The following is a 19,356-nucleotide window of genomic DNA, read 5'->3' on the forward strand; positions in this document are numbered from 1 at the left end:
TCTCCGGCGGCCGGGCCTCAGGCGAGGCCGGCGGTCTTCAGCGCGGCCTTGAGATGGGCGACGCCGCGCTTGGCGTAGGCGAGCGGGTTGGCCTTCTTGGGGTCCTGCTCGGCCTCCACCACCACCCAGCCGGAGTAGCCGGGCAGCTCGCGGAACACGGCGACATAGTCGACCATGCCGTCGCCCGGCACGGTGTAGACGCCCAGCTCGTCGCCCTTGCCGAGAATGGCGTCGAGGAAGCTCCAGTCGCCCGCGTTGGCCTTCTCCATGATGTCCTTGCGGACGTCCTTGGCGTGGAAATGGCTGATGCGGTCGCGGTACTTGCGGGCGAGGCGCGCCGGGTCGGCGCCGCCCCAGGTGGCGTGGCCGGTGTCGAGCAGCAGGTGGAACGACGGCCCGGTGGCCGCCATCAGCGCGTCGATGTCCGCCTCGCTCTGCACGATCGTGCCCATGTGGTGGTGATAGACGACGCGCAACCCCTCCTCGAGCACGCGGTCGGCGAAGGCGGTGGCGCGGTGGCCGTACTCCGACCAATCGTCTGCCTCCAGCACCGGCCGCCGCGACAGCGGGACGGAGCGGTCGCCGTGGATGGCGTTCGAGGTCTCGGCCATGATGAACACCTTCGAGCCCATCGCCTTGAGCAGCTCGATGTGGTCGCGCGCGGCGGCGAACTCGTCGATGGCGGAGCGGTTGAGCAGGTCCACCGAGTGCCAGCCGGCGACGAGGTCCATGCCGTAGGGGTCCAGCGCCGCCTTCAGCGCCGCCGGCTTGCGCGGGAACTTGTTGCCCAGCTCCATGCCCTCGAACCCCGCCTCGCGGGCCTCGGCGAGGCAGACCTCCAGCGGCGTGTCGCCGCCGATTTCGAGGAGGTCGTCGTTCGACCAGCCGATGGGGTTGGCGCCGATGCGGATTGCCATGCTCGTGTGTCCAGTTGGTTCGGTGCGTACTTGGGTTCAATGAAGTGGGCGGCGTCAGCCGACGATGGTCTGCTTGCCCAGTGCCGCCTCGTAGCGGCGGCGCGCCTCCATCACTTCCTTGCGCTGCGACACCTCCGGCACCGCGACGTCCCACCAATTGCCGCCGGCATCGGTGGATTGCAGCGGGTCGGTGTCGAGCACGATGACGGTGGTGCGGTCGTTGCCGCGCGCGCGCTCCAGCGCCGTCTCCAGCGCGCCGATACCGGCCACCTTCTCGGCGATGGCCCCCAACGAGGCGGCGTGGGCGGCGAAGTCGATCTCGGGCAGGGCCTCGTGGCGCGCGTCGCGCAGCAGGTTGTTGAAGCTCTCGCCGCCGGTGGCGCGCTGCAGCCTGTTGATGCAGCCGAAGCCGCGATTGTCGAGCACGACGATCACCAGCTTGACGCCGAGCATCACCGAAGTGGCGATCTCGGAGTTCATCATCAGGTACGAGCCGTCGCCGAGCATGACGAACACCTCGCGCGCCGGGTCGGCCATCTTGACCCCGATGCCGCCGGCGATCTCGTAGCCCATGCAGCTATAGCCGTATTCCATGTGGTAGCCGCCGGGCGCGCCGGCCTGCCACAATTTGTGCATCTCGCCCGGCAGTCCGCCGGCGGCGCCGACGACGACGTCCGAGGCGCGGGCGTGGCGCTGCACCGCGCCGATCACCTGCGCGTCGGACGGCAGGTCGGCGTTGGTGGGGCCGGTATATTTGGCGGCGACGAGCCCCCACCCGGCCTTCTCCTCGGCGGCGCGCGACGTCCAGCCGGCTGAGGCCTTCCAGCCGCCCAGCGCGCGGTCTAGATCCTCGAGCCCGGCGCGGGCGTCGGCGACGAGCGGCAGCGAGCGGTGCTTGAACGCGTCGAAGGGCTGGGTGTTGAGCCCGATAATGCGACGGCCCGGATTGTCGAACAGCGACCACGAGCCGGTGGTGAAGTCCTGCAGCCTGGTGCCGACGGCGAGGATGACGTCGGCCTCGCGGGCAAGCGCGTTCGCGGCTGCGGTGCCGGTGACGCCGATGGCCCCCATGTTGAGGCCGTGGCTGTCGGGCAGCGTGCTCTTGCCGCCCTGCGTCTCGGCGACGGGCAGGCCGTGCGCCTCGCAGAACACTTTCAGCCGCTCCTCGGCCTGGGAGAAGAGCACGCCGCCGCCGGCCACGACGAGCGGCCGGTGGGCGGACTTCAGCAGCGCCGCCGCCTCGGCCAGCTCGCGATCGTCGGCGCGCGGGCGGCGCGGCGTCCACACGCGCTCGGCGAAGAAGCTCTCGGGGAAGTCGAACGCCTCGGCCTGCACGTCCTGGCACAGCGCCAGCGTCACCGGGCCGCACTCGGCCGGGTCGGTCAGCACCGTCATGGCGCGGTCGAAGGCGGGGATGATCTGCTCGGGCCGCGAGATGCGGTCGAAATAGCGCGACACCGGGCGGAAGCAGTCGTTGGCGGAAACGAGCGCGTCGCCGAAATCCTCGATCTGCTGCAACACCGGATCCGGCCGGCGGCTGGCGAACACGTCGCCCGGCAGCAGCAGCACCGGCAGGCGATTGACGTGGGCGACGGCCGCGGCCGTCACCATGTTGGTCGCGCCCGGCCCGATGGAGCTGGTGGCCGCCATGAAGCGGCGGCGGCGCGAGGCTTTGGCAAACGCCACGGCGGCATGCGCCATGGCCTGCTCGTTATGGGCGCGGAAGGTCGGCAGCGCGGCGCGCGCGGCGTGCAGCGCCTCGCCCATGCCGGCGACGTTGCCGTGGCCGAAAATGGCCCAGACGCCGGCGAAGATCGGCACGGTCCGCCCGTCGATCTCGGTCTTCTGCGCCGCCATCGCCCGCACGAGCGCCTGCGCCATGGTGAGGCGGATCGTCGCCATCAAAGCCTCCTTCGTCCGTTCGTCTCAGGCGGCCCGCGCCCGTTCCCAGGCGGCGGCCAGCCGGGCGAAGCGATCCGCCATCGCGGCGGTCGCGCCCGCGTCGTCCAGCCGCCCCGCCAGCCATTCGCGCGCCGGCTCCGCGAAGATCGTGCGCCCCACCGCGAAGCCTTTCACGACGGGGAACGGCGCGGCAAGCGCGAAAGCGCGCTCCAGCTCCGCTTCGGGCGCTTCGAGGCCGAGCATCATGACGCCCCGGCAGAGCGGATCGTGGCGCTCGATGCTGCCCTGGATGGCGGCCCACGCCGCCGCCGAGGGCTGCGGCTCCAGCTTCCACCAGTCGGGCTTGATGCCGAGCGCGTAGAGCCGGTCGAGCACGGTCGCGACCGTGCCGGAGTCGAGCGCCCCGTGCCGGCCGGCGATGATCTCGATCAGCAGCTCGCGCCCGACCGTGCGGCAGGCGTCGAACAGGCGGCGCAGCTCCGCCTCCTGCGCGTGCTTCAACTGCGCCGGGTCGTCCGGGTGGTAGAAGCACAGCGCCTTGACGGTGTGGATGACGGGCCATTCCGGCAGCTTCGCGCCGACGGCGGCGCTGCCGTCGATCAGCGTCTCCAGCGGGCGCGAGCCCGGCTTCTCGACCGGGCGGCCGATCCAGAACCCGTGGTCGGCGGCGCGGAACAGGGCCTCGCGCCCGTAGTCGCCGTCGAGCAGCATGCCGAAGCCGGGCCGCCCGGCGGCGACGCGGGCGGTGGCGTCGACGGCGAGGCGCTTGAACGCCGCGATGCGCTCGCGCGGCGCGCCGGCCGCGTCGGCCAGCTCCTCGAGCTGCGAGCGGTGGTCGATGGCGAAGGCGAGGATGCGGTCCGCGCCGGGGCGGCGCGTTGTCGCCCAGTGGATGTGGTTGATCGCCTCGTCGCGGCGCAGCGCCCGGTGGGGCGAGCCGTTGGCGAGGAAGAACTGCAGCTCGGCCCAGGTCGGGCTCTCCGGCGAGCACAGCAGGCGCGACACGGCGAACGCGCCGCAAGCGTTGGCGAAGGCGCAGCAGCGCTCGATCGGCTCGTCGCGCAGCCAGCCGCGCAGGAAGCCGGACATGAAGGCGTCGCCCGCGCCCAGCACGTTGTAGACCTCGACCGGGAAGCCGGGGCCCTTGACGCCGTCCTCCAGCGAGGCGGGGATCGGGCCGGGGAACACCACGCAGCCCATCGGGCCGCGCTTGCACACGATGGTGGCGGCGCTGAGCGCGCGCACGGCGCGCAGCGCCTCCAGCGTGTCCTCGGAGCCGCCGGCGATGTGCAGCTCCTCCTCGGTGCCGACGACGAGGTCGCAGCCGGGCAGGATCTCCTGCAGGTGCCGCGTCACCTCCTCCGAGCGCAGATAGCGCTCCTCGCCCGCGCCGTGGCCGGCGAGGCCCCAGAGATTGGGGCGGTAGTCGATGTCGAACGCCACCTTGCGGCCGTGCGCGCGGGCGATCCGCATCGCGGCCTTCTGCGCCGCGGCCGAGGCCGGGCGGGCGAAATGCGTGCCGGTGACGACGACGGCGCGCGCCGAGGCGATGAACGCCTCGTCGATGTCGCTCTCGTCGAGCGCCGCGTCGGCGCAGTCGGCGCGGTAGAAGATCAGCGGGAAGCTCTTCTCGTCGCGCACGCCGAGCACGACCAGCGCCGTCAGCCGCGCCGGGTCGGTATGGACGCCGCGCGTGTCGACGCCCTCGCGCTCGAGCTGCTCACGGATGAAGCGGCCCATGTGCTCGTCGCCGACGCGGGTGACGAGCGCCGACTTCAGCCCCAGCCTTGCGGTGCCGATGGCGATGTTGGCGGGGCAGCCGCCCACCGCCTTGGAGAAGGTCGCCATGTCCTCCAGCCGCCCGCCGACCTGCTGGCCGTAGAGGTCGACCGAGGACCGCCCGATGGTGACGACGTCCAGCGTGGGCTCGGCCATGGCCTCACACCTTGCTCTGCGGGTGCGGCGCGCTGTCGTAGGCGCCGAGCACGGACTGGTCGAAATCGATGTTGGAGCCCGTCATCATGCCGGAATCGTCGGAGGCGAGGTAGGCGACGGCGCGCGCCACCTCGCGGGGGTCGAGCAGGCGGCCGAAGGGCTGCTCGGCCGCCGCCTTCTCCAGCCAGCCGTCCTGCCCGCCGTGGTACTTGCGCACGATGGCGTCCTCGCCGGGCGTCGACATCCAGCCGATGTTGAGGCCGTTCACGCGGATGCGCCACGGCATCAGGCTGTAGGCGGCGTTGCGGGTCAGCGTCGCCAGCGCCCCCTTGGAGACGCAGTAGGCGCTGATGAAGGGCTGGCCGCCATGCGCCGACATCGACTGGATGTTGACCATGGCGCCCTGGATCTTGTCGCGCACCATCATCTTCGCCGCGTCCTGGATGAGGAAGAACGGCGCGCGGCAGTTCACCGCCATGATGCGGTCGTACAACTCCGGCGAGGTGTCGAAGATGGTGCCGCGGTCCGTGTCGCCGGCGGCGTTGACGAGGATGTCGACGCGGCCGAACGCCTTGTCGCAGGCGGGCATGATGGTCGCCGTCTCCTCGACGCTGGCGAGGTCGGCGCGCACGAACTCGGCGCGGCAGCCGGACGCGCGCAGGTCGCGCGCCACCGCCTCGCCGCGCTCGGCGTTGCGGCCGGTGATCACCAGCCCGGCGACGCCGCGCGCCACGAACTCGCGCGCGATCGCCTCGCCCAGCCCCTGCGTGCCGCCCGTGACGACGGCCACCTTGCCCCGCAGCGACGCCAAAGCGCCCCGACCCTCGTGATCCGCCATCGCCATCTCTCCCGCCGCGCGGAGCCGCCGCCCCGGCCGGACCGGCCGTCGCGGACGTCGCTCCGCAGTGTGGTCCCGTGACGCGAATGAAACAAAAATTCGATTACCACGTCAATTCGGAACATGTATTCTCCCGCCCGCACACGGATTTCCGCCCGGCCGCGCCGGGCCGTTGGAGGAGGACACGATGATTCGCATGGGGCTACTCGGCGCGGGCCGGATCGGCCGCATTCACGGCCACAACGTCGCGGCGCATCCCAGGGCCGAACTGGTCGCGGTGGCCGACGCGGTCGCCCAGGCCGCCGAGGCGCTGGCCGCCGAGACCAACGCCCGCGTCGCCTCCATCGACGCCATCGTCGGCGACCCCAACATCGACGCGGTGCTGATCTGCACGCCCACCGACATGCACGCCGACCTGATCGAGGCGGCGGCGAAGGCCGGCAAGGCGGTGTTCTGCGAAAAGCCGGTGGACCTCGGCTCGGACCGCATCCGCACCTGCCTCTCGGTGGTGGCGAAGGCCGGCACGCCGCTGATGATCGGCTTCAACCGCCGCTTCGACCCCAATTTCGCCAGCGTCAAGCGCCGCGTCGCCGCCGGCGAGGCGGGCAATGTCGAGCTGGTGACGGTGATCTCGCGCGATCCCGGCCCGCCGCCCGTGGAGTACGTCAAGCGCTCCGGCGGCCTGTTCCGCGACATGATGATCCACGACCTCGACATGGCGCGCTTCCTGCTGGACGAGGAGCCCGTCGAGGTTCACGCCGTCGGCTCGTCGCTGGTCGACCCGGCCATCGGCCAGGCGGGCGACGTCGACACCGCCGCGGTGCTGCTGAAGACGGCCTCCGGCAAGATCGCCCAGATCTCCAACTCGCGCCGCGCCACCTACGGCTACGACCAGCGCATCGAGGTGCACGGCTCGAAGGGCATGATCCGCGCCGGCAACGTCCACACCACCACGGTGGAGGTCGCCAACGGGGCCGGCTTCCAGGCCGATCCGGTGCAGAACTTCTTCCTGGAGCGCTACGCCGCCGCCTATCGCGAGGAGCTGGCCGCGTTCCTCGAAGCCCTCGCCACGGGCGCTTCGCCGAGCCCGTCGGGCGAGGACGGGTTGCGGGCCCAGATCCTGGCCGACGCGGCGACCGAGTCGGCCCAGACCGGGAAGGCCGTCCGGCTCTGACAGGAGGAGTGGCGGGGCCTCACCCCGCCACCGCGTCCTCCAGCCGGAAGCGCACGATGCGCAGCACCTGCGCCACGGCGGTCAGCGTCTCCTCCTCGCGCGTGCCGCCGACGCGGTTCTCGAACGCGGCGAGGATCTGGTGCTTGGTCGCGCCGCGCACCGCGACGATGAACGGCATGCCGAAGCGCGCCCGGTAGGCGTCGTTGAGCGTCTGGAAACGCGCGTATTCCTCTTGCGTCAGCCGGTCGAGCCCCGCGCCGGCCTGCTCCTGCGTCGATTCGCGGGTCAGCTCGCCGGCGAGCGCGGCTCGGCCGGCGAGGTCGGGATGGGCGCGCAGCAGCGCCATGCGTTCATCGTCGGAGGCGTCCAGCACGGCGCGCTGGAAAGCCAGCACCATCGCCGCGCGGTCGGCGTAGGGCCGCGCCGCGGCGGCGCGCTCGGCCACCCAGGCGGAATGCTCGGCGACGCCGCCGAACGCCGCCATGAAAGCCTCGCGCGTCAGCGCGTTCACCTCGGCCAGCGTCATCGCGCCGTCGCTCCCGTCACTGGCTCAGGAACGCGCCCAGCTTGGCGCGCTCCTCGTCCGTCATGCCCGTCTCGTTGCCGAGCGGCATGGCGCGGCCCTGCACGGCCTGCGCCATGATCTGCGGGGCGTTGCGCTTGATGCCGGCGACGCTGTCCAGCATCACGCCCTTCGGCGGCTCCGAACCCTTGAAGGCCTCGTGCGTCGGCTGCGCCTGGTGGCAGGCGATGCAGTGCGTCTGCGTGATCTTCAGCGCCTCGGCCTCGCTCACCGCGCCCCCCGTGCCGGGCCGGCTCGGCAGGGTCGCGACAATGGCCGCCAGCAGCGCGACCGCGCCGGCCGGGATCGCCCACGCGACCTTGCGCGCCGGCGCGCCGGCGTCGGTCTGGTTGAGGAAATGGCGGATCATGCCGCCGGCCACGACGATGAAGGCGACGACCAGCCACGAATAGCGGTGCGCGTAGAGGAACGGGTAGTGGTTCGACACCATGAACAGCAGCACGGGCAGCGTCAGGTAGTTGTTGTGGAGCGAGCGCTGCTTGCCCATCTTGCCGTACTTGGCGTCAGGGGTCCGGCCGGCCAGCAAATCGGCGGTGACGATCTTCTGGTTCGGGATGATGACCCGGAACACGTTGGCGGCCATGATCGTGCCGATCATCGCGCCGGCGTGGATGAACGCGCCGCGCCCGGAAAACACGTTGGCGAACAGCGCCGACGCCCCGACGATGAGCACGAACACGGAGACGGCGAGCGCCGCCGTGTTCTCTCCCAGCTTCGAGCGGCAGATCGCGTCGTAGACGAACCAGCCGGCGGCGAGCGAGGCCACCGACAGCGCCACCGCCTGCCAGCCCTGCATCGGCAGCACGGCGGGATCGACGAGGAAGGACGAGGCGTTCCAGTAGTACTGAACCGAGAGCAGCAGGAAGCCGGAGATGAAGGTGAGGTAGGCTTCCCACTTGAACCAGTGCAGGTCCGGCGGCAGCTGCGCCGGGGCGACCATGTATTTCTCGACATGGTAGAAGCCGCCGCCATGCACCATCCACGAGGTGCCGAGCACGCCGGGGCTCATCGCCTCGCGCTGGCGCAGGCTGAAGTCCAGCCAGACGAAATGGAAGCTCGCGCCGATCCACGCGATCCCCACCATCAGGTGGAACCAGCGCAGGCCGAGATTGATCCAGTCGATCGCGAAGGCGGTCATGTCAGGCCCCCCAGCCTATCCACGATTCAGTAGGTGATCTTGTCGGGCTTCGCCAGCCAGGCGGCGAAGGCGGCGGTGGCCTCCGGCGTCGGCACGTGCTCCATGCGGATGGCGCGCTCGCCCGGCGGCTTCGGCATCTCGTCGTAGATGAAGGCGTCGTCGAAGCCGATCGCGGCCGCGTCGTCGCGCGTGTTGCCGTAGACGATGCGCGAAATGCGCGCCCAGTAGGCGGAGGCGAGGCACATCGGGCAGGGCTCGCAGCTCGTGTAGAGCGTCGCCCCGTGCAGGCTGAAATCCCCCACCTCGCTGCAGGCGCGGCGGATGGCGACGACCTCGGCGTGCGCCGTGGGGTCGTTGCTCGACGTCACCTCGTTCCAGCCTTCGGCCAGCACCTTTCCGTCGCGCACGATCACCGCGCCGAACGGGCCGCCGAGATTGGCTTCCATGCGCTCGCGCGACAATTGCGCCGCGCGGGCGAGGTGGATCATGTCGTCGTCGTGGCTCATCGCGTGTCCGTGGGCTCGAAGGAAACGGTGGGGCGCCCGGCGGGCGCGAGGTCGGGAAAAGCCATGCTCATCGCGTCCGCGCGACGCGCGCCGGGCGGGCCCGCCGTTCCGCCAGGGTGGCGACAGGGCCCGGCGCGGCCCGCGCCGAAAGGGGCTCGGCCGGCGCGACGCCGGCGGCGAGGCCCCGCCATTGCAGGAGCTGCACGGCGACCGATGCGGCGATCACCGCCGGCTCCTTGCCGACGACGCCCGCCACGCCGATCGGGCAAGCCAGGCGCGCCAGCGCGGCGTCGCCGAGCCCGGCGGCGCGCATGCGTCGCAGGAAGCGGGCGCGCTTCGTCGCCGAGCCGATCAGCCCGACATGCGGAAGGTCGGACCGCGACAGCGCCGCCGTCGCCAGCGCGAGGTCGAGCGGGTGCGAGTGCGTCATGATCATCACGAGCGCGCCGGACGGCGCGGCGGCGATCTCGGCTTCGGGGTCGGCGGTCAGCACGGCCTCGGCGTTGGCGGGAACGAGCGGCGGAAAAGCGTCGGCGCGGCTGTCGATCCAGCGCACGCGGAACGGCAGGGGAGCCAGCGCCAGCGCCAGCGCGCGGCCGACATGGCCCGCCCCGAACAGCAGTACCGGCGTCGCGTCCTCGCCGAACCGCTCGACGAACGGCTCGCCGGCCCGCCGGGGCCCGGCGGCCACCGCGCCCGATGCAGTCCGCAAGGAGCGGCGGACGCGGCCGTCCTCGCCCAGCGTCGCCTCCGTCTCGAACGGTCCCGCCGCCTCGCGCGCCGCCCACGCCTCCACCTCGGCGAGGTCGCGCCGGTCGAACACTTCGGTGAGGGTGGCGACGCGGCCGCCGCAGCATTGGCCGAGCTCGGGGCCGAGCGACCAGTCGCGCAGGCGCGCGGGGGCGGCTTCGGCGGCGAGCAGGGCGCGGGCCTCGGCGATCAGTTCGTGCTCCAGCGCGCCGCCGCCCACCGTGCCCCAGAAGCCGCCATCCGGCCGCAGCACGATGCGCGCGCCCGCCTCGCGCGGCGCGGAGCCCGCCACCATGGCGACGCTCGCCAGGGCGGCGCGGCCCTGCGTCTCGATGGTCTCGCGGATGCGGCTCCAGACGAGCATCGCCAGGGTCCTCAGGCGGCGCGGCGGCGCGGCGTCATCACGCCGCCCCCGCCAGGCCGATGGCCTTCAGGATCGCCTCCGGCGTCGCCGGCGCGTCGAGCGGCACGACGCGCCCGGGCGCGACCGAATGGACGGCGTCGGCCAGCGCCGCGAACACCGAAATCGCCAGCATCAGCGGCGGTTCCCCCACCGCCTTGGAGTGGTAGATCGTGTCCTCCCGGTTGGCCCCGTCGAACAGCGCGACGCGGAAGTCGGCCGGCACGTCGGAGGCGACCGGGATCTTGTAGGTGGAGGGCGCGTGCGTGCGCAGCCGCCCCTCACCGTCGTAGACCAGCTCCTCGGTGGTGAGCCAGCCCATGCCCTGCACGAAGCCGCCCTCGATCTGACCGATGTCGATGGCCGGGTTCAGCGAGCGGCCGACGTCGTGCAGGATGTCGGCGCGCACCACGCGGTTCTCGCCGGTCAGCGTGTCGACGACGACCTCCGTGCAGGCCGCGCCGTAGGCGAAGTAATAGAAGGGCCGGCCTTCGGCCTTGGCGCGGTCCCACGTCACCTTCGGCGTGCGGTAGAAGCCGGCGGCGGAAAGCTGCACTCGGGCCTGGAAGGCGCGGCAAGCGAGGTCTCCGAAGGCGATGCTCTCGTTGCCGGCGAAGACGCGGTCGTCGCGGAACGCCACCTCCTCGGGGGGCACGTCGAACATCCCGGAGGCGACGAGCGCCATGCGGTCGCGGATCTGCCGCGCCGCGATGCGCGCCGCCATGCCGTTGAGGTCGGAGCCCGACGAGGCGGCCGTGGGCGCGGTGTTCGGCACCTTGTCGGTGACCGTCGCGGTGATGCGCACCCGGTCCATGCCGATGCCGAACTCCTCGGCCACCACCTGCGCCACCTTCTGGAACAGCCCCTGCCCCATCTCGGTGCCGCCGTGGTTCAGATGCACCGAGCCGTCCTGGTAGACGTGGACCAGCGCGCCGGCCTGGTTGAGGTGGGTGAGCGTGAACGAGATGCCGAACTTCACCGGCGTCAGCGCGATGCCGCGCCGCAGGATCGGCGAATGGGCGTTGAACTCGGCGATCTCGGCGCGCCGGGCGCGGTAGTGGCACTGCGCCTCGAGCTGGCGCATCAGCGCCGGCGCGACGTCGTGGTCCTCGACCTGCATGCCGTAGGGCGTGAGGTCGCGGCCCTCGCCGTAGAGATTGGCGTAGCGCACGTCGAGCGGGTCGAGCCCGGTGCGCCAGGCGATCGCGTCGATGACGCGCTCCATCGCCAGCATGCCCTGCGGGCCGCCGAAGCCGCGAAACGCGGTGTTCGACACCGTGTTGGTCTTCAGCCGCTTGGTGCCGATGCGCAGCTCCGGCAGAAAATAGGCGTTGTCGGCGTGGAACATGGTGCGGTCGACCACGCCCTGGCTGAGATCGGCCGAGCAGCCGCAGCGCGCCAGGAACTCCATGTCGACGCCGCCGATGCGCCCCTCCTCGTCGAAGCCCACCGACCAGTCGACGCGGAAGTCGTGGCGCTTGCCGGTCATCGCCATGTCGTCGTCGCGGTCGAGCCGCAGCTTGCAGGCGCGCCCGGTGACGCGGGCGGCGAGCGCGGCCATCGCCGCCCAGGTCGACGCCTGGCTCTCCTTGCCGCCGAAGCCGCCGCCCATGCGGCGCACCTCGCACGTCACCATCGCGTCCGGCACCGCCAGCACGCGCGCGCAGACGTGCTGCACCTCGGAGGGGTGCTGCGTCGACGAATGGACGTGCATGGCCCCGTCCTCGCCGGGAATGGCGAGCGCGACCTGGCCCTCGAGGTAGAAATGCTCCTGCCCGCCGATGCGGAACTGGCCGTCGAGCCGCAGCGGCGCGCCGGCGATGGCGGAGGACGCGTCGCCGCGCGTAAAGGCGTAGTCCGGCAGCACCGTCTCGCCGCGCTCCAGCGCGTCCTCGACGGTGACGCTCGGCCGCTCCGCCGCCACCTCGACGCGCCCGAGCCGCGCGGCCCGCCGCGCCGCGTCGCGCGTCGTGGCGACGACGGCGAACACCGGCTGGCCGTGGAACAGCACCTCGTCCGCCGCGAACAGCGGCTCGTCCTTGTGGCTCGGCGAGATGTCGTTGCGGCCCGGCACGTCGGCGGCGGTGAGCACCGCCACCACGCCCGGCGCGGCGCGAACCTCGTCGAGCCGCAGCGCGACGATGCGCCCGCGCGCCACCGGCGCGCCGCCGGGGACGACGTGCAGCGTGCCCTCCGGCTCGGGCAGGTCGTCGATATAGGGCGCGGCGCCGCGCGCGTGCTTGGCGGCGGAATCGTGCGGCAGCTTCTGGCGGACGTGGCGCAGCGCCGGCTCCTCGGCGCGCAGGGCCTCACTCGGCGGCATCGGCGGCCTCCCTCCAGCCGGCGATGCGGGTCGCGGAGCTGGGCGCGCCGGCGATCTCGGCCATCGCCTTGATGACGAGGTTGCGGGCGACCTGCGAGCGGTACGCCGCCGAGGCGCGGTGGTCGTCGAGCGGCGTGAAGTCGCGCGACACGGCGTCGGCGGCGCGCCGCCACGACGTGCCCTCGCCGAGCGAGGAGCCGAGCAGCGCCTCCTCGACATGGGCGGCGCGCTTCGGCACCCCGGCCATGCCGCCGAACGCGACGCGCGCGGCGGTGACGGCGTCGTCCTCGACGGTGACGCGGCAGGCCATCATCACCGCCGAGATGTCCTCGTCGAAGCGCTTGGTGACCTTGAAGGCGCGGAAGCGGTCGTTCGGGCCGAGCTTCGGCACGATGACGCGACGGACATATTCGCCCGGCTCCCTGTCCTGCTTGCGGTAGGCGAGGAAGAAGGATTCCAGCGGCAGCGTGCGGATGTGGTCGCCCTTGCGCAGCTCCAGCGTCGCGCCTAGCGCGATCAGCGCCGGCGGCAGGTCGCCGATCGGCGAGCCGTTGGCGATGTTGCCGCCCACCGTGCCCGCCGTCCGCACCTGCCGCGAGCCGAAGCGGCGCATCAGCTCGCCGAGGTCGGGGTCGATGGCGGCGAGCGCCGGCGTCGCCCGGGCGTGCGTGACCGTGGCCCCGAGGCTCAGCTCGCCCTCGCCGTCCTCGATCCGGTCGAGGTCGCGCACGCGGCCGAGCCAGACGATCTTGTCGACCGGCGCCAGCGCCTTGGTGATCCACAGCCCGACATCGGTCGCCCCGGAGACCAGCGTGGCGTCGGGATGGGCGAGGCACAAAGCCGCCAGCTCGTCCTCGCTCGCCGGGGCGGCGAAGAAGGCGCGCTCGCCGCCGCAGAACGCGCCGGGCCCCGCCCCGATGCGGCGCAGCAGCGCCAGCGTCTCCGCCTCGCGCGCCGAGAAGGCGTCGGCGACCGGCGCGGCGCAGGCCTCCATCGCGGCCTCGACGATCGGCCGGTAGCCGGTGCAGCGGCACAGATTGCCGGCCAGCGCGTCGCAGACCTGCTGGCGCGACGGCGCGCCGCCGTCATGCGCCAGCGCGAACAGGCTCATCACGATGCCCGGCGTGCAGAAGCCGCACTGCGTGCCGTGATGGGCCACCAGCGCCGCCTGCACGGGATGGAGCGCGTCAGCCGCGCCCAGATCCTCCACCGTCACCACCTCCGCGCCGTCGGCCTGGCCGAGAAGCGTGATGCAGGCGTTGACCGGCTCGTAGACGAGCCGCCCGTCGCGCTCGCGGCCGAGCACGACGGTGCAGGCGCCGCAGTCGCCCTCGGCGCAGCCTTCCTTCGTGCCCGTGCGCCGCCGCGCCAGCCGCAGCCAGTCGAGCAGCGTCGTGGCGGGCGCGAAGTCGCGGACCTCCACTACCTCGCCCCGCATCGCCATCCGGATGCCATCGCGGAATGCGGCCACCGGTCAGCTCCCGCGATAGGTGGAGTAGGCGAAGGGCGAGACCAGCAGCGGCACGTGGTAGTGCCCGTCCTCGGCGATGCCGAAGCGCAGCGGCACCACGTCGAGGAAGGCGGGCTCGGGCAGGCTCCGCCCGGCGGCGCGGTAATATTCCGCCACCGAGAAGGCCAGCTCGTAGGTCTCGCCCACTCCTTCCGAGCCGGCCAGCAGCGGCTGGTCGACGCGGCCGTCGGCGTTGGTGCGGACGTCCGCCAGCCTGGCGCCGTCGCGGATGCGGGTCAGGACCACGCGCATGTTCGCCGCCGGCCTGCCGTTCGTCGTGTCGAGGACGTGTGTGGTCAGTCTCATGGCTCCACTGAATCACAGGCCGTGCGCTCGCAAAAGCGCAGAGTTTCGTCAGGAGTGCTCGAAAAACGCGCGCAGCCGCTCAGCCATGGGGCAGATAGCCCGGCAATTCCTGGCGGCAGTGGTCGAAGAAGGCGGCGGGGGCGAGCTTCAGGCTGCGCCCGGCGGCGGCGATCATCATGAAGCGGTCGGACGGCAGGCCGGAATCGGTCAGCCGCAGGAAGACGAGGCTGCCGTCGCGCATGTCGTCGGCGAGCCCCATCGGCGGCATGAAGGCGACCGCCGCGCCCTGCCGCGCCAGCGCCACCATGAACTTCAGCGAGTTGGCCTCGGCGAGGATGCGCGGGCGGCGGCCGAGCGCGGCGAGCCCGGCGTCGAGGATGTCGCGCAGCGACAGCCCTCGGGCGGGCAGCGCCAGCGGGTGCTCCAGGCACTCTGCCAGCGACACCGCCTCCCGGCCCGCGAGCGGATGGGTGGCCGCCACCACCGCGCCGACGGCGAGGTCGCGCCGCAGCGCCACCGACAGGCCGCGCACCGAGGGCGGGTTGAAGGTGAAGCCGAGGTCCGCCTCGCCCGCCTCCACCATCGCCGCGACCGCCGCCGACCCGGTGACGGTGACGCCGACCTCGACGCCGGGGAACCGCTCGGCGAAGCTGGTGACGAGGAACGGCAGCACGCCGCCCGCCACGCTCTCCACCGACGCCACGGCGACGCGGCCACGCTTGACGCCGCGCAGCAGGTCGATGTCGGCGAGCGTGCCCTCGAAGTCACGCTGGGTGTCGCGCACGTGGCGCAGCAGCATCTCGCCCGCGCCGGTCAGCCGCAGCCCCCGCCCCCGGCGCTCGAACAGCGAGACTCCCAGCGCCTCCTCGAGCAGCAGGATCTGCCGGTTCATCGCCGACGACGCGACGTTCAACCGCCGCGCCGCACCGCGAATCGACCCGGCGTCCGCCACCGCCGAGAAATAGAGGAAAGCCGGCGAAAAAAGCGCGCGAGACGGCTGCATGGCGCGAGCGTGGCAGCGCCCGCCGCGCCGCGCAAGGGCGGCCCGGTTATGTGGCCGCGAAGCGGCGCTTCATCAGCCTTTCGCAAGGACGCGCGGGCCGGAGACGCGCATGCGTAACGGGCGGACCTCGTCCGCCCGTCCCCGGAACCCCGGAGCGCAAGCGGAGGGGCATCCGGGGTCCAGCGCATGGATGATGCCGCGAAGCGGCGCTTCACCAGCCTTTTCATAAGGACGCGCTGACGCGCGAAATATTGCGCTGGGTCCCGGCTCCGGTTCCGCTCCGCTGCACCGGTCCGGGAACGGGCGGGCCGGAGGCCCGCCGGCGTCCGCCTCACCTCAGGTCAGACGCGTAGTGGAAGCCGTCGGTGAGGCAGTAGCTGACGCGCCATTCGACGGGGGATCCGTCCAGCGCGATGGCGAGGCGGTCGATCAGCAAGGCGGGCGCGCCGGGGGCGACGTCGAGATGGGCGGCCTGTTCCGGCGGCAGGCCCACCGCCTTCAGGCGCTCGCGGGCGTTGGCGACGGTGACGCCGTAGCCCGCCGCGTAAAGGCCGTAGAGGTTGTTGGGCACCTCGCGCGCGTCCAGGCCGGGGAACAAAGCGGCAGGCAGCGTCACGCGCTCGGAGATCGCCGGGCGGCCGCCCAGCAGCCGAACCCGGTCGATGCGGATCACCTGGGCGCGGCGCTTGAGGGCGAGCCGCGCCCCCTCCTCCGGCGTCGCCGCGCCGCGCGCGATGTGAATCACCCGGCTCTCGGGAAAGGCGCGCTCGCCGTCGTCGGGCGCGAGCTTGAAGAACTGGAAGAGAATGCGCGCCTCGTCGTGCTCGGCGACGAAGGTGCCGCGCCCCTGCCGGCGCACCACCAGGTTCTCGGCGGCGAGCGCGTCCAGAGCCTTGCGCACCGTGCCCTGGCTCACCCCGATCTCGGCCGCGAGCTCCATCTCGCTCGGCAGCGCCTGCCCCGGCGTCCACCGTCCGTCGACGAGCCGCCGCACGAACATGTCGCGCACCTGCTGGTAGAGCGGACGGAAGCCCAGCTTGGGGCTGGCGGCGCCGTCATTGTCAACGTGATCGGTCATCGTTGACACGATACGCCATCTTATATCTTATACAAGACCTCGGAAACGCCCGCCGCACCCCCGCCGGCATCCGCCCGCCTCGCGCGGCGGTGTTTCGACAGGGGACCGCGCCGCTTCCGCGCCCGAGAGGGACATCACGCGCCAGGGACATTTCGCGCCATGAGCATTCCGCACTGCCTCGTCCACAGCCCGAAGGATACGGTCGGCGTCGTGGTCGTCGAGGGACTGACGGCCGGCACCGACATGCTGTGCCTCATTACCGAGAACGACACGACCTTCCGGCTCAAGGCGCGCATGGACATCCCGATCGGCCACAAGGTCGCGCTGTCCAACGTCAAGAAGGGCGACACGATCTGGAAATATGGCGAGGACATCGGCCGCGCCATCGCCGACATCAAGAAGGGCGAGCACCTGCACGTCCAGAACGTCAAGACCAAGCGCTGGTGAGGAGGCCGACAATGGCGAAGGGGACCAAGAAGGCCTCCAGGACGGTGTTCGCCGACCCGGAGAAGGGCTCGGGCAAGGGCACAGGCAAGGCGAAGGCGGCGGCCAAGGGCGTCAACGCCAAGGCGGCCAAGGCCGGCAAGGGCAAGGCCGCGAAGCCCGCCCGGGCGGCGCACCGTCCGGCCGCGCCCGACATCGTCGTCGAGGCGAAGTCGCTCGCGGGCGGCAAGCTGACGTTCAAGGGCTGGCGGCGCGAGAACGGCCGCGTCGGGGTGCGCAACCACGTGCTCATCCTGCCGCTGGACGACCTCTCCAATTCCGTCTGCGAGGCGGTGGCCCACAACGTCAAGGGCACGCTCGCCATTCCGCACGCCTACGGACGGCTGCAGTTCGGCGAGGACCTCGAGCTGCATTTCCGCACGCTCATCGGCACCGGCTCCAACCCCAACGTCGCCGCTGTGGTGGTGGTCGGCATCGAGGACGGCTGGACCGGTCGCGTCGTCGACGGCATCGCCAAGACGGGCAAGCCGGTGGTCGGCTTCGGCATCGAGGGCCACGGCGACATCGCCACCATCGCCCGCGCCTCCTACGAGGCCAAGAAGATGGTGCAGTGGGCCACCGAGCTGCAGCGCGAGGAGTGCGACATCTCCGAGCTGTGGGTGTCGACCAAGTGCGGCGAGTCGGACACCACGACGGGCCTGTCCTCCTGCCCCACCGTCGGCAACATGTACGACAAGCTGATCCCGCGCGGCGTCACCGGCGTGTTCGGCGAGACTTCCGAGATCACCGGCGCGGAGCACCTGTGCAAGGCGCGCGCGGCGACGCCGAAAGTGGCCGAGAAGTGGTACGCCATGTGGAAGGCGTACCAGGAGGACGTGATCGAGGCGCACAAGACCGACGATCTTTCCGACAGCCAGCCCACCAAGGGCAACATCGCCGGCGGCCTCACGACCATCGAGGAAAAGGCTCTGGGCAACCTCGAGAAGATCGGCCGCAACTCGAAGTTCATCGACGCGCTGCAGCCGGCCGAGACGCCGGCCAAGGGTCCGGGCCTCTATTACATGGACACGTCGTCGGCGGCCGCCGAATGCGTGACGCTGATGGCGGCGGGCGGCTATGTCGTCCACACCTTCCCCACCGGGCAGGGCAACGTCATCGGCAACCCGATCGTCCCGGTGATCAAGATCTCCGGCAATCCGAAGACGATCCGCACCATGGGCGAGCACATCGACGTCGACGTGTCGGGCATCCTGCGGCGCGAGATGACCATCTCGCAGGCGGGTGACGCGCTGATCGACATGATCGTGCGCACGTCCAACGGACGCCTGACGGCGGCGGAGGCGCTGGGGCATCGGGAGTTCTCGATGACCAAGCTCTATCGCAGCGCCTGATCCTGGCGCGCCGCGGCATCCTTGCGGCGGCCGCGGCGTTCACGGGAAGTCGCCCCTCGGGGGCAGCAGGGAGACCGGCCGGCCCATGGCTGAACAGGCCCAAACCGGCGGCGTCGCCGCCATGCGCGCGGCGAGCGCCCGCAATCTCGCCCGCGTGCTGGCTCCCGGCGTCGCGCTGTCGGCCGCGGTCGCGGTCGCGTCGGTGCTTGTCGAGCCGCTGACGGGGCGCGCCATCGGCGCGCTCACCGGCCGGGCGGTGGTGGTGCCCGCCGTGGTGGTGGCGCTGCTGATCGGCATGGCGCTGCACCGCTTCGCGGCGCGTCCGCTGTTCGAGCCCGGCATGGCGTTCAGCGTCAAGAAGCTCCTGCGCATCGCCATCGCCCTGCTGGGCCTGCGCATCGCGCTCGGCGACATCTGGGCGCTCGGCTTCGGCACGGCGCTGCTGGTGGTGGCGGCGATGGCCGTGACGGTCGTCTCCGGCGTCGCCTTCGCGCGGCTGTTCGGCCGCGAGGCGGCCTATGGGGCGCTGGCCGGCGGGGCGACGGCCGTGTGCGGCGCGTCGGCGGCGCTGGCCACCGCGTCCGTGCTGCCGAAATATCCCAACCGCGACGCCGACACGGTGTTCACCGTCGTCGCCGTCAACGCGCTCTCCACCCTCGCCATGGTGGCCTACCCGGCACTCGGGCCGGTGTTCGGCTTCGACGACCGCACGCTCGGCATCCTGCTGGGCGCGACCATCCACGACGTCGCGCAGGTGGTCGGCGCCGGGTACTCGGTGTCGGAGACCACCGGCGACGCGGCGGTCATCGTCAAGCTGTTCCGGGTGTTCCTGCTGCTGCCTGTGGTGCTGGGCGTCGGCTGGTGGTTCGCCGGGCGCGGCGGCGCGCAGAACGCGCGCGTGCCCGTGCCGGTGTTCGCGCTGGTGTTCCTGGCGCTCGTGCTCGTCAACAGCGCGGGCCTCGCGCCCGCCGCCGTGAAGGCGGTGGTGAGCGAGGCGTCGCGCTGGGGCCTGCTGATCGCCATCGGCGCGCTGGGGCTCGGCACGTCGATCACCGCCATCCTGCGCGTCGGCTGGCGGCACGTCGCGGTGGTCTGCGGCACCACCGCCGTCATTCTCGGGGCCGTTCTCGCCGGCCTCCTCGTTCTGCGCTGAGGTTC

General features: G+C 72.0%; 17 protein-coding genes. 4 read left to right on the top strand and 13 right to left on the bottom strand.

Annotated features, from left to right (window positions below):
• Positions 1 to 17: 17 nt before the first annotated feature.
• Genes iolE through NK718_RS04130 form a run of 4 tightly spaced genes read right to left on the bottom strand, consistent with a single transcriptional unit; the run spans position 18 to position 5,592 of the window.
• Positions 18 to 917: a myo-inosose-2 dehydratase gene (gene iolE, locus NK718_RS04115; protein ID WP_254738902.1), complete on the bottom strand. Its 900-nt coding sequence runs from the start codon at positions 915 to 917 to the stop codon at positions 18 to 20.
• A gap of 54 nt (positions 918 to 971) precedes the next feature.
• On the bottom strand, positions 972 to 2,819 hold the full coding sequence (gene iolD / locus NK718_RS04120) for a 3D-(3,5/4)-trihydroxycyclohexane-1,2-dione acylhydrolase (decyclizing) (protein ID WP_254738904.1): 1,848 nt from the start codon (positions 2,817 to 2,819) through the stop codon (positions 972 to 974).
• Between the two features lie 24 nt (positions 2,820 to 2,843).
• Positions 2,844 to 4,754, bottom strand: coding sequence for a bifunctional 5-dehydro-2-deoxygluconokinase/5-dehydro-2-deoxyphosphogluconate aldolase (locus NK718_RS04125; RefSeq protein WP_254738906.1), 1,911 nt, complete (start codon positions 4,752 to 4,754; stop codon positions 2,844 to 2,846).
• 4 nt (positions 4,755 to 4,758) lie between these two features.
• A complete protein-coding gene (locus tag NK718_RS04130) occupies positions 4,759 to 5,592 on the bottom strand; it encodes an SDR family oxidoreductase (protein ID WP_254738908.1) in 834 nt (277 codons plus the stop codon).
• Between the two features lie 187 nt (positions 5,593 to 5,779).
• Between NK718_RS04130 and iolG the strand changes: the two genes are divergently transcribed.
• On the top strand, positions 5,780 to 6,766 hold the full coding sequence (gene iolG / locus NK718_RS04135; RefSeq protein WP_254738910.1) for an inositol 2-dehydrogenase: 987 nt from the start codon (positions 5,780 to 5,782) through the stop codon (positions 6,764 to 6,766).
• A gap of 19 nt (positions 6,767 to 6,785) precedes the next feature.
• Here the strand turns inward: iolG and uraD are convergent, their stop codons facing one another.
• From uraD to NK718_RS04180, 9 genes are all read right to left on the bottom strand, one after another.
• Positions 6,786 to 7,292: a 2-oxo-4-hydroxy-4-carboxy-5-ureidoimidazoline decarboxylase gene (gene uraD, locus NK718_RS04140; RefSeq protein ID WP_254738912.1), complete on the bottom strand. Its 507-nt coding sequence runs from the start codon at positions 7,290 to 7,292 to the stop codon at positions 6,786 to 6,788.
• 16 nt (positions 7,293 to 7,308) lie between these two features.
• Positions 7,309 to 8,487: a urate hydroxylase PuuD gene (locus NK718_RS04145; protein WP_254738914.1), complete on the bottom strand. Its 1,179-nt coding sequence runs from the start codon at positions 8,485 to 8,487 to the stop codon at positions 7,309 to 7,311.
• Between the two features lie 26 nt (positions 8,488 to 8,513).
• On the bottom strand, positions 8,514 to 8,993 hold the full coding sequence (locus NK718_RS04150; protein WP_254738916.1) for a nucleoside deaminase: 480 nt from the start codon (positions 8,991 to 8,993) through the stop codon (positions 8,514 to 8,516).
• A gap of 67 nt (positions 8,994 to 9,060) precedes the next feature.
• Positions 9,061 to 10,107, bottom strand: a complete 1,047-nt coding sequence (xdhC, locus tag NK718_RS04155; protein WP_254738918.1) for a xanthine dehydrogenase accessory protein XdhC — start codon at positions 10,105 to 10,107, stop codon at positions 9,061 to 9,063.
• A gap of 37 nt (positions 10,108 to 10,144) precedes the next feature.
• The gene (gene xdhB / locus NK718_RS04160) at positions 10,145 to 12,466 is read right to left on the bottom strand and encodes a xanthine dehydrogenase molybdopterin binding subunit (RefSeq protein WP_254738920.1); all 2,322 of its coding nucleotides are present in this window, start codon (positions 12,464 to 12,466) and stop codon (positions 10,145 to 10,147) included.
• Complete coding sequence (xdhA, locus tag NK718_RS04165) at positions 12,453 to 13,937, bottom strand: xanthine dehydrogenase small subunit (RefSeq protein ID WP_254738922.1); 1,485 nt, start codon at positions 13,935 to 13,937, stop codon at positions 12,453 to 12,455. The genes xdhB and xdhA overlap by 14 nt, the downstream gene beginning before the upstream one ends.
• A gap of 3 nt (positions 13,938 to 13,940) precedes the next feature.
• A complete protein-coding gene (gene uraH, locus NK718_RS04170) occupies positions 13,941 to 14,282 on the bottom strand; it encodes a hydroxyisourate hydrolase (protein ID WP_254738924.1) in 342 nt (113 codons plus the stop codon).
• A gap of 79 nt (positions 14,283 to 14,361) precedes the next feature.
• Complete coding sequence (locus tag NK718_RS04175) at positions 14,362 to 15,285, bottom strand: LysR family transcriptional regulator (protein ID WP_254738926.1); 924 nt, start codon at positions 15,283 to 15,285, stop codon at positions 14,362 to 14,364.
• Positions 15,286 to 15,616: 331 nt separating this feature from the next.
• A complete protein-coding gene (locus NK718_RS04180) occupies positions 15,617 to 16,363 on the bottom strand; it encodes a GntR family transcriptional regulator (protein WP_254738928.1) in 747 nt (248 codons plus the stop codon).
• A gap of 159 nt (positions 16,364 to 16,522) precedes the next feature.
• On the opposite strand from NK718_RS04180, the gene NK718_RS04185 reads away from it, so the two are divergent.
• The 3 genes from NK718_RS04185 (at position 16,523) to NK718_RS04195 (ending at position 19,351) form a co-directional block, all read left to right on the top strand.
• The gene (locus NK718_RS04185; RefSeq protein WP_254738930.1) at positions 16,523 to 16,810 is read left to right on the top strand and encodes a UxaA family hydrolase; all 288 of its coding nucleotides are present in this window, start codon (positions 16,523 to 16,525) and stop codon (positions 16,808 to 16,810) included.
• 11 nt (positions 16,811 to 16,821) lie between these two features.
• Positions 16,822 to 18,198 (top strand): UxaA family hydrolase, encoded by a 1,377-nt coding sequence (locus tag NK718_RS04190; protein ID WP_254738932.1) that lies wholly within the window; start codon positions 16,822 to 16,824, stop codon positions 18,196 to 18,198.
• A gap of 85 nt (positions 18,199 to 18,283) precedes the next feature.
• Positions 18,284 to 19,351: a YeiH family protein gene (locus tag NK718_RS04195; RefSeq protein WP_254738934.1), complete on the top strand. Its 1,068-nt coding sequence runs from the start codon at positions 18,284 to 18,286 to the stop codon at positions 19,349 to 19,351.
• The last annotated feature ends 5 nt before the right edge of the window (positions 19,352 to 19,356 follow it).

Origin of the sequence: Alsobacter ponti, from assembly GCF_024294805.1 — a bacterium.
GTDB lineage: Bacteria > Pseudomonadota > Alphaproteobacteria > Rhizobiales > Beijerinckiaceae > Alsobacter > Alsobacter ponti.

Excerpts from the sequence above, each read along its gene's own strand:
- iolE (WP_254738902.1), bottom strand. The coding sequence starts at position 917 with ATGGCAATCCGCATCGGCGCCAACCCCATCGGCTGGTCGAACGACGAC.
- iolD (WP_254738904.1), bottom strand. The coding sequence starts at position 2,819 with ATGGCGACGATCCGCCTCACCATGGCGCAGGCGCTCGTGCGGGCGATG.
- NK718_RS04125 (WP_254738906.1), bottom strand. The coding sequence starts at position 4,754 with ATGGCCGAGCCCACGCTGGACGTCGTCACCATCGGGCGGTCCTCGGTC.
- NK718_RS04130 (WP_254738908.1), bottom strand. The coding sequence starts at position 5,592 with ATGGCGGATCACGAGGGTCGGGGCGCTTTGGCGTCGCTGCGGGGCAAG.
- iolG (WP_254738910.1), top strand. The coding sequence starts at position 5,780 with ATGATTCGCATGGGGCTACTCGGCGCGGGCCGGATCGGCCGCATTCAC.
- uraD (WP_254738912.1), bottom strand. The coding sequence starts at position 7,292 with ATGACGCTGGCCGAGGTGAACGCGCTGACGCGCGAGGCTTTCATGGCG.
- NK718_RS04145 (WP_254738914.1), bottom strand. The coding sequence starts at position 8,487 with ATGACCGCCTTCGCGATCGACTGGATCAATCTCGGCCTGCGCTGGTTC.
- NK718_RS04150 (WP_254738916.1), bottom strand. The coding sequence starts at position 8,993 with ATGAGCCACGACGACGACATGATCCACCTCGCCCGCGCGGCGCAATTG.
- xdhC (WP_254738918.1), bottom strand. The coding sequence starts at position 10,107 with ATGCTCGTCTGGAGCCGCATCCGCGAGACCATCGAGACGCAGGGCCGC.
- xdhB (WP_254738920.1), bottom strand. The coding sequence starts at position 12,466 with ATGCCGCCGAGTGAGGCCCTGCGCGCCGAGGAGCCGGCGCTGCGCCAC.
- uraH (WP_254738924.1), bottom strand. The coding sequence starts at position 14,282 with ATGAGACTGACCACACACGTCCTCGACACGACGAACGGCAGGCCGGCG.
- NK718_RS04175 (WP_254738926.1), bottom strand. The coding sequence starts at position 15,285 with ATGCAGCCGTCTCGCGCGCTTTTTTCGCCGGCTTTCCTCTATTTCTCG.
- NK718_RS04180 (WP_254738928.1), bottom strand. The coding sequence starts at position 16,363 with ATGACCGATCACGTTGACAATGACGGCGCCGCCAGCCCCAAGCTGGGC.
- NK718_RS04185 (WP_254738930.1), top strand. The coding sequence starts at position 16,523 with ATGAGCATTCCGCACTGCCTCGTCCACAGCCCGAAGGATACGGTCGGC.
- NK718_RS04190 (WP_254738932.1), top strand. The coding sequence starts at position 16,822 with ATGGCGAAGGGGACCAAGAAGGCCTCCAGGACGGTGTTCGCCGACCCG.
- NK718_RS04195 (WP_254738934.1), top strand. The coding sequence starts at position 18,284 with ATGGCTGAACAGGCCCAAACCGGCGGCGTCGCCGCCATGCGCGCGGCG.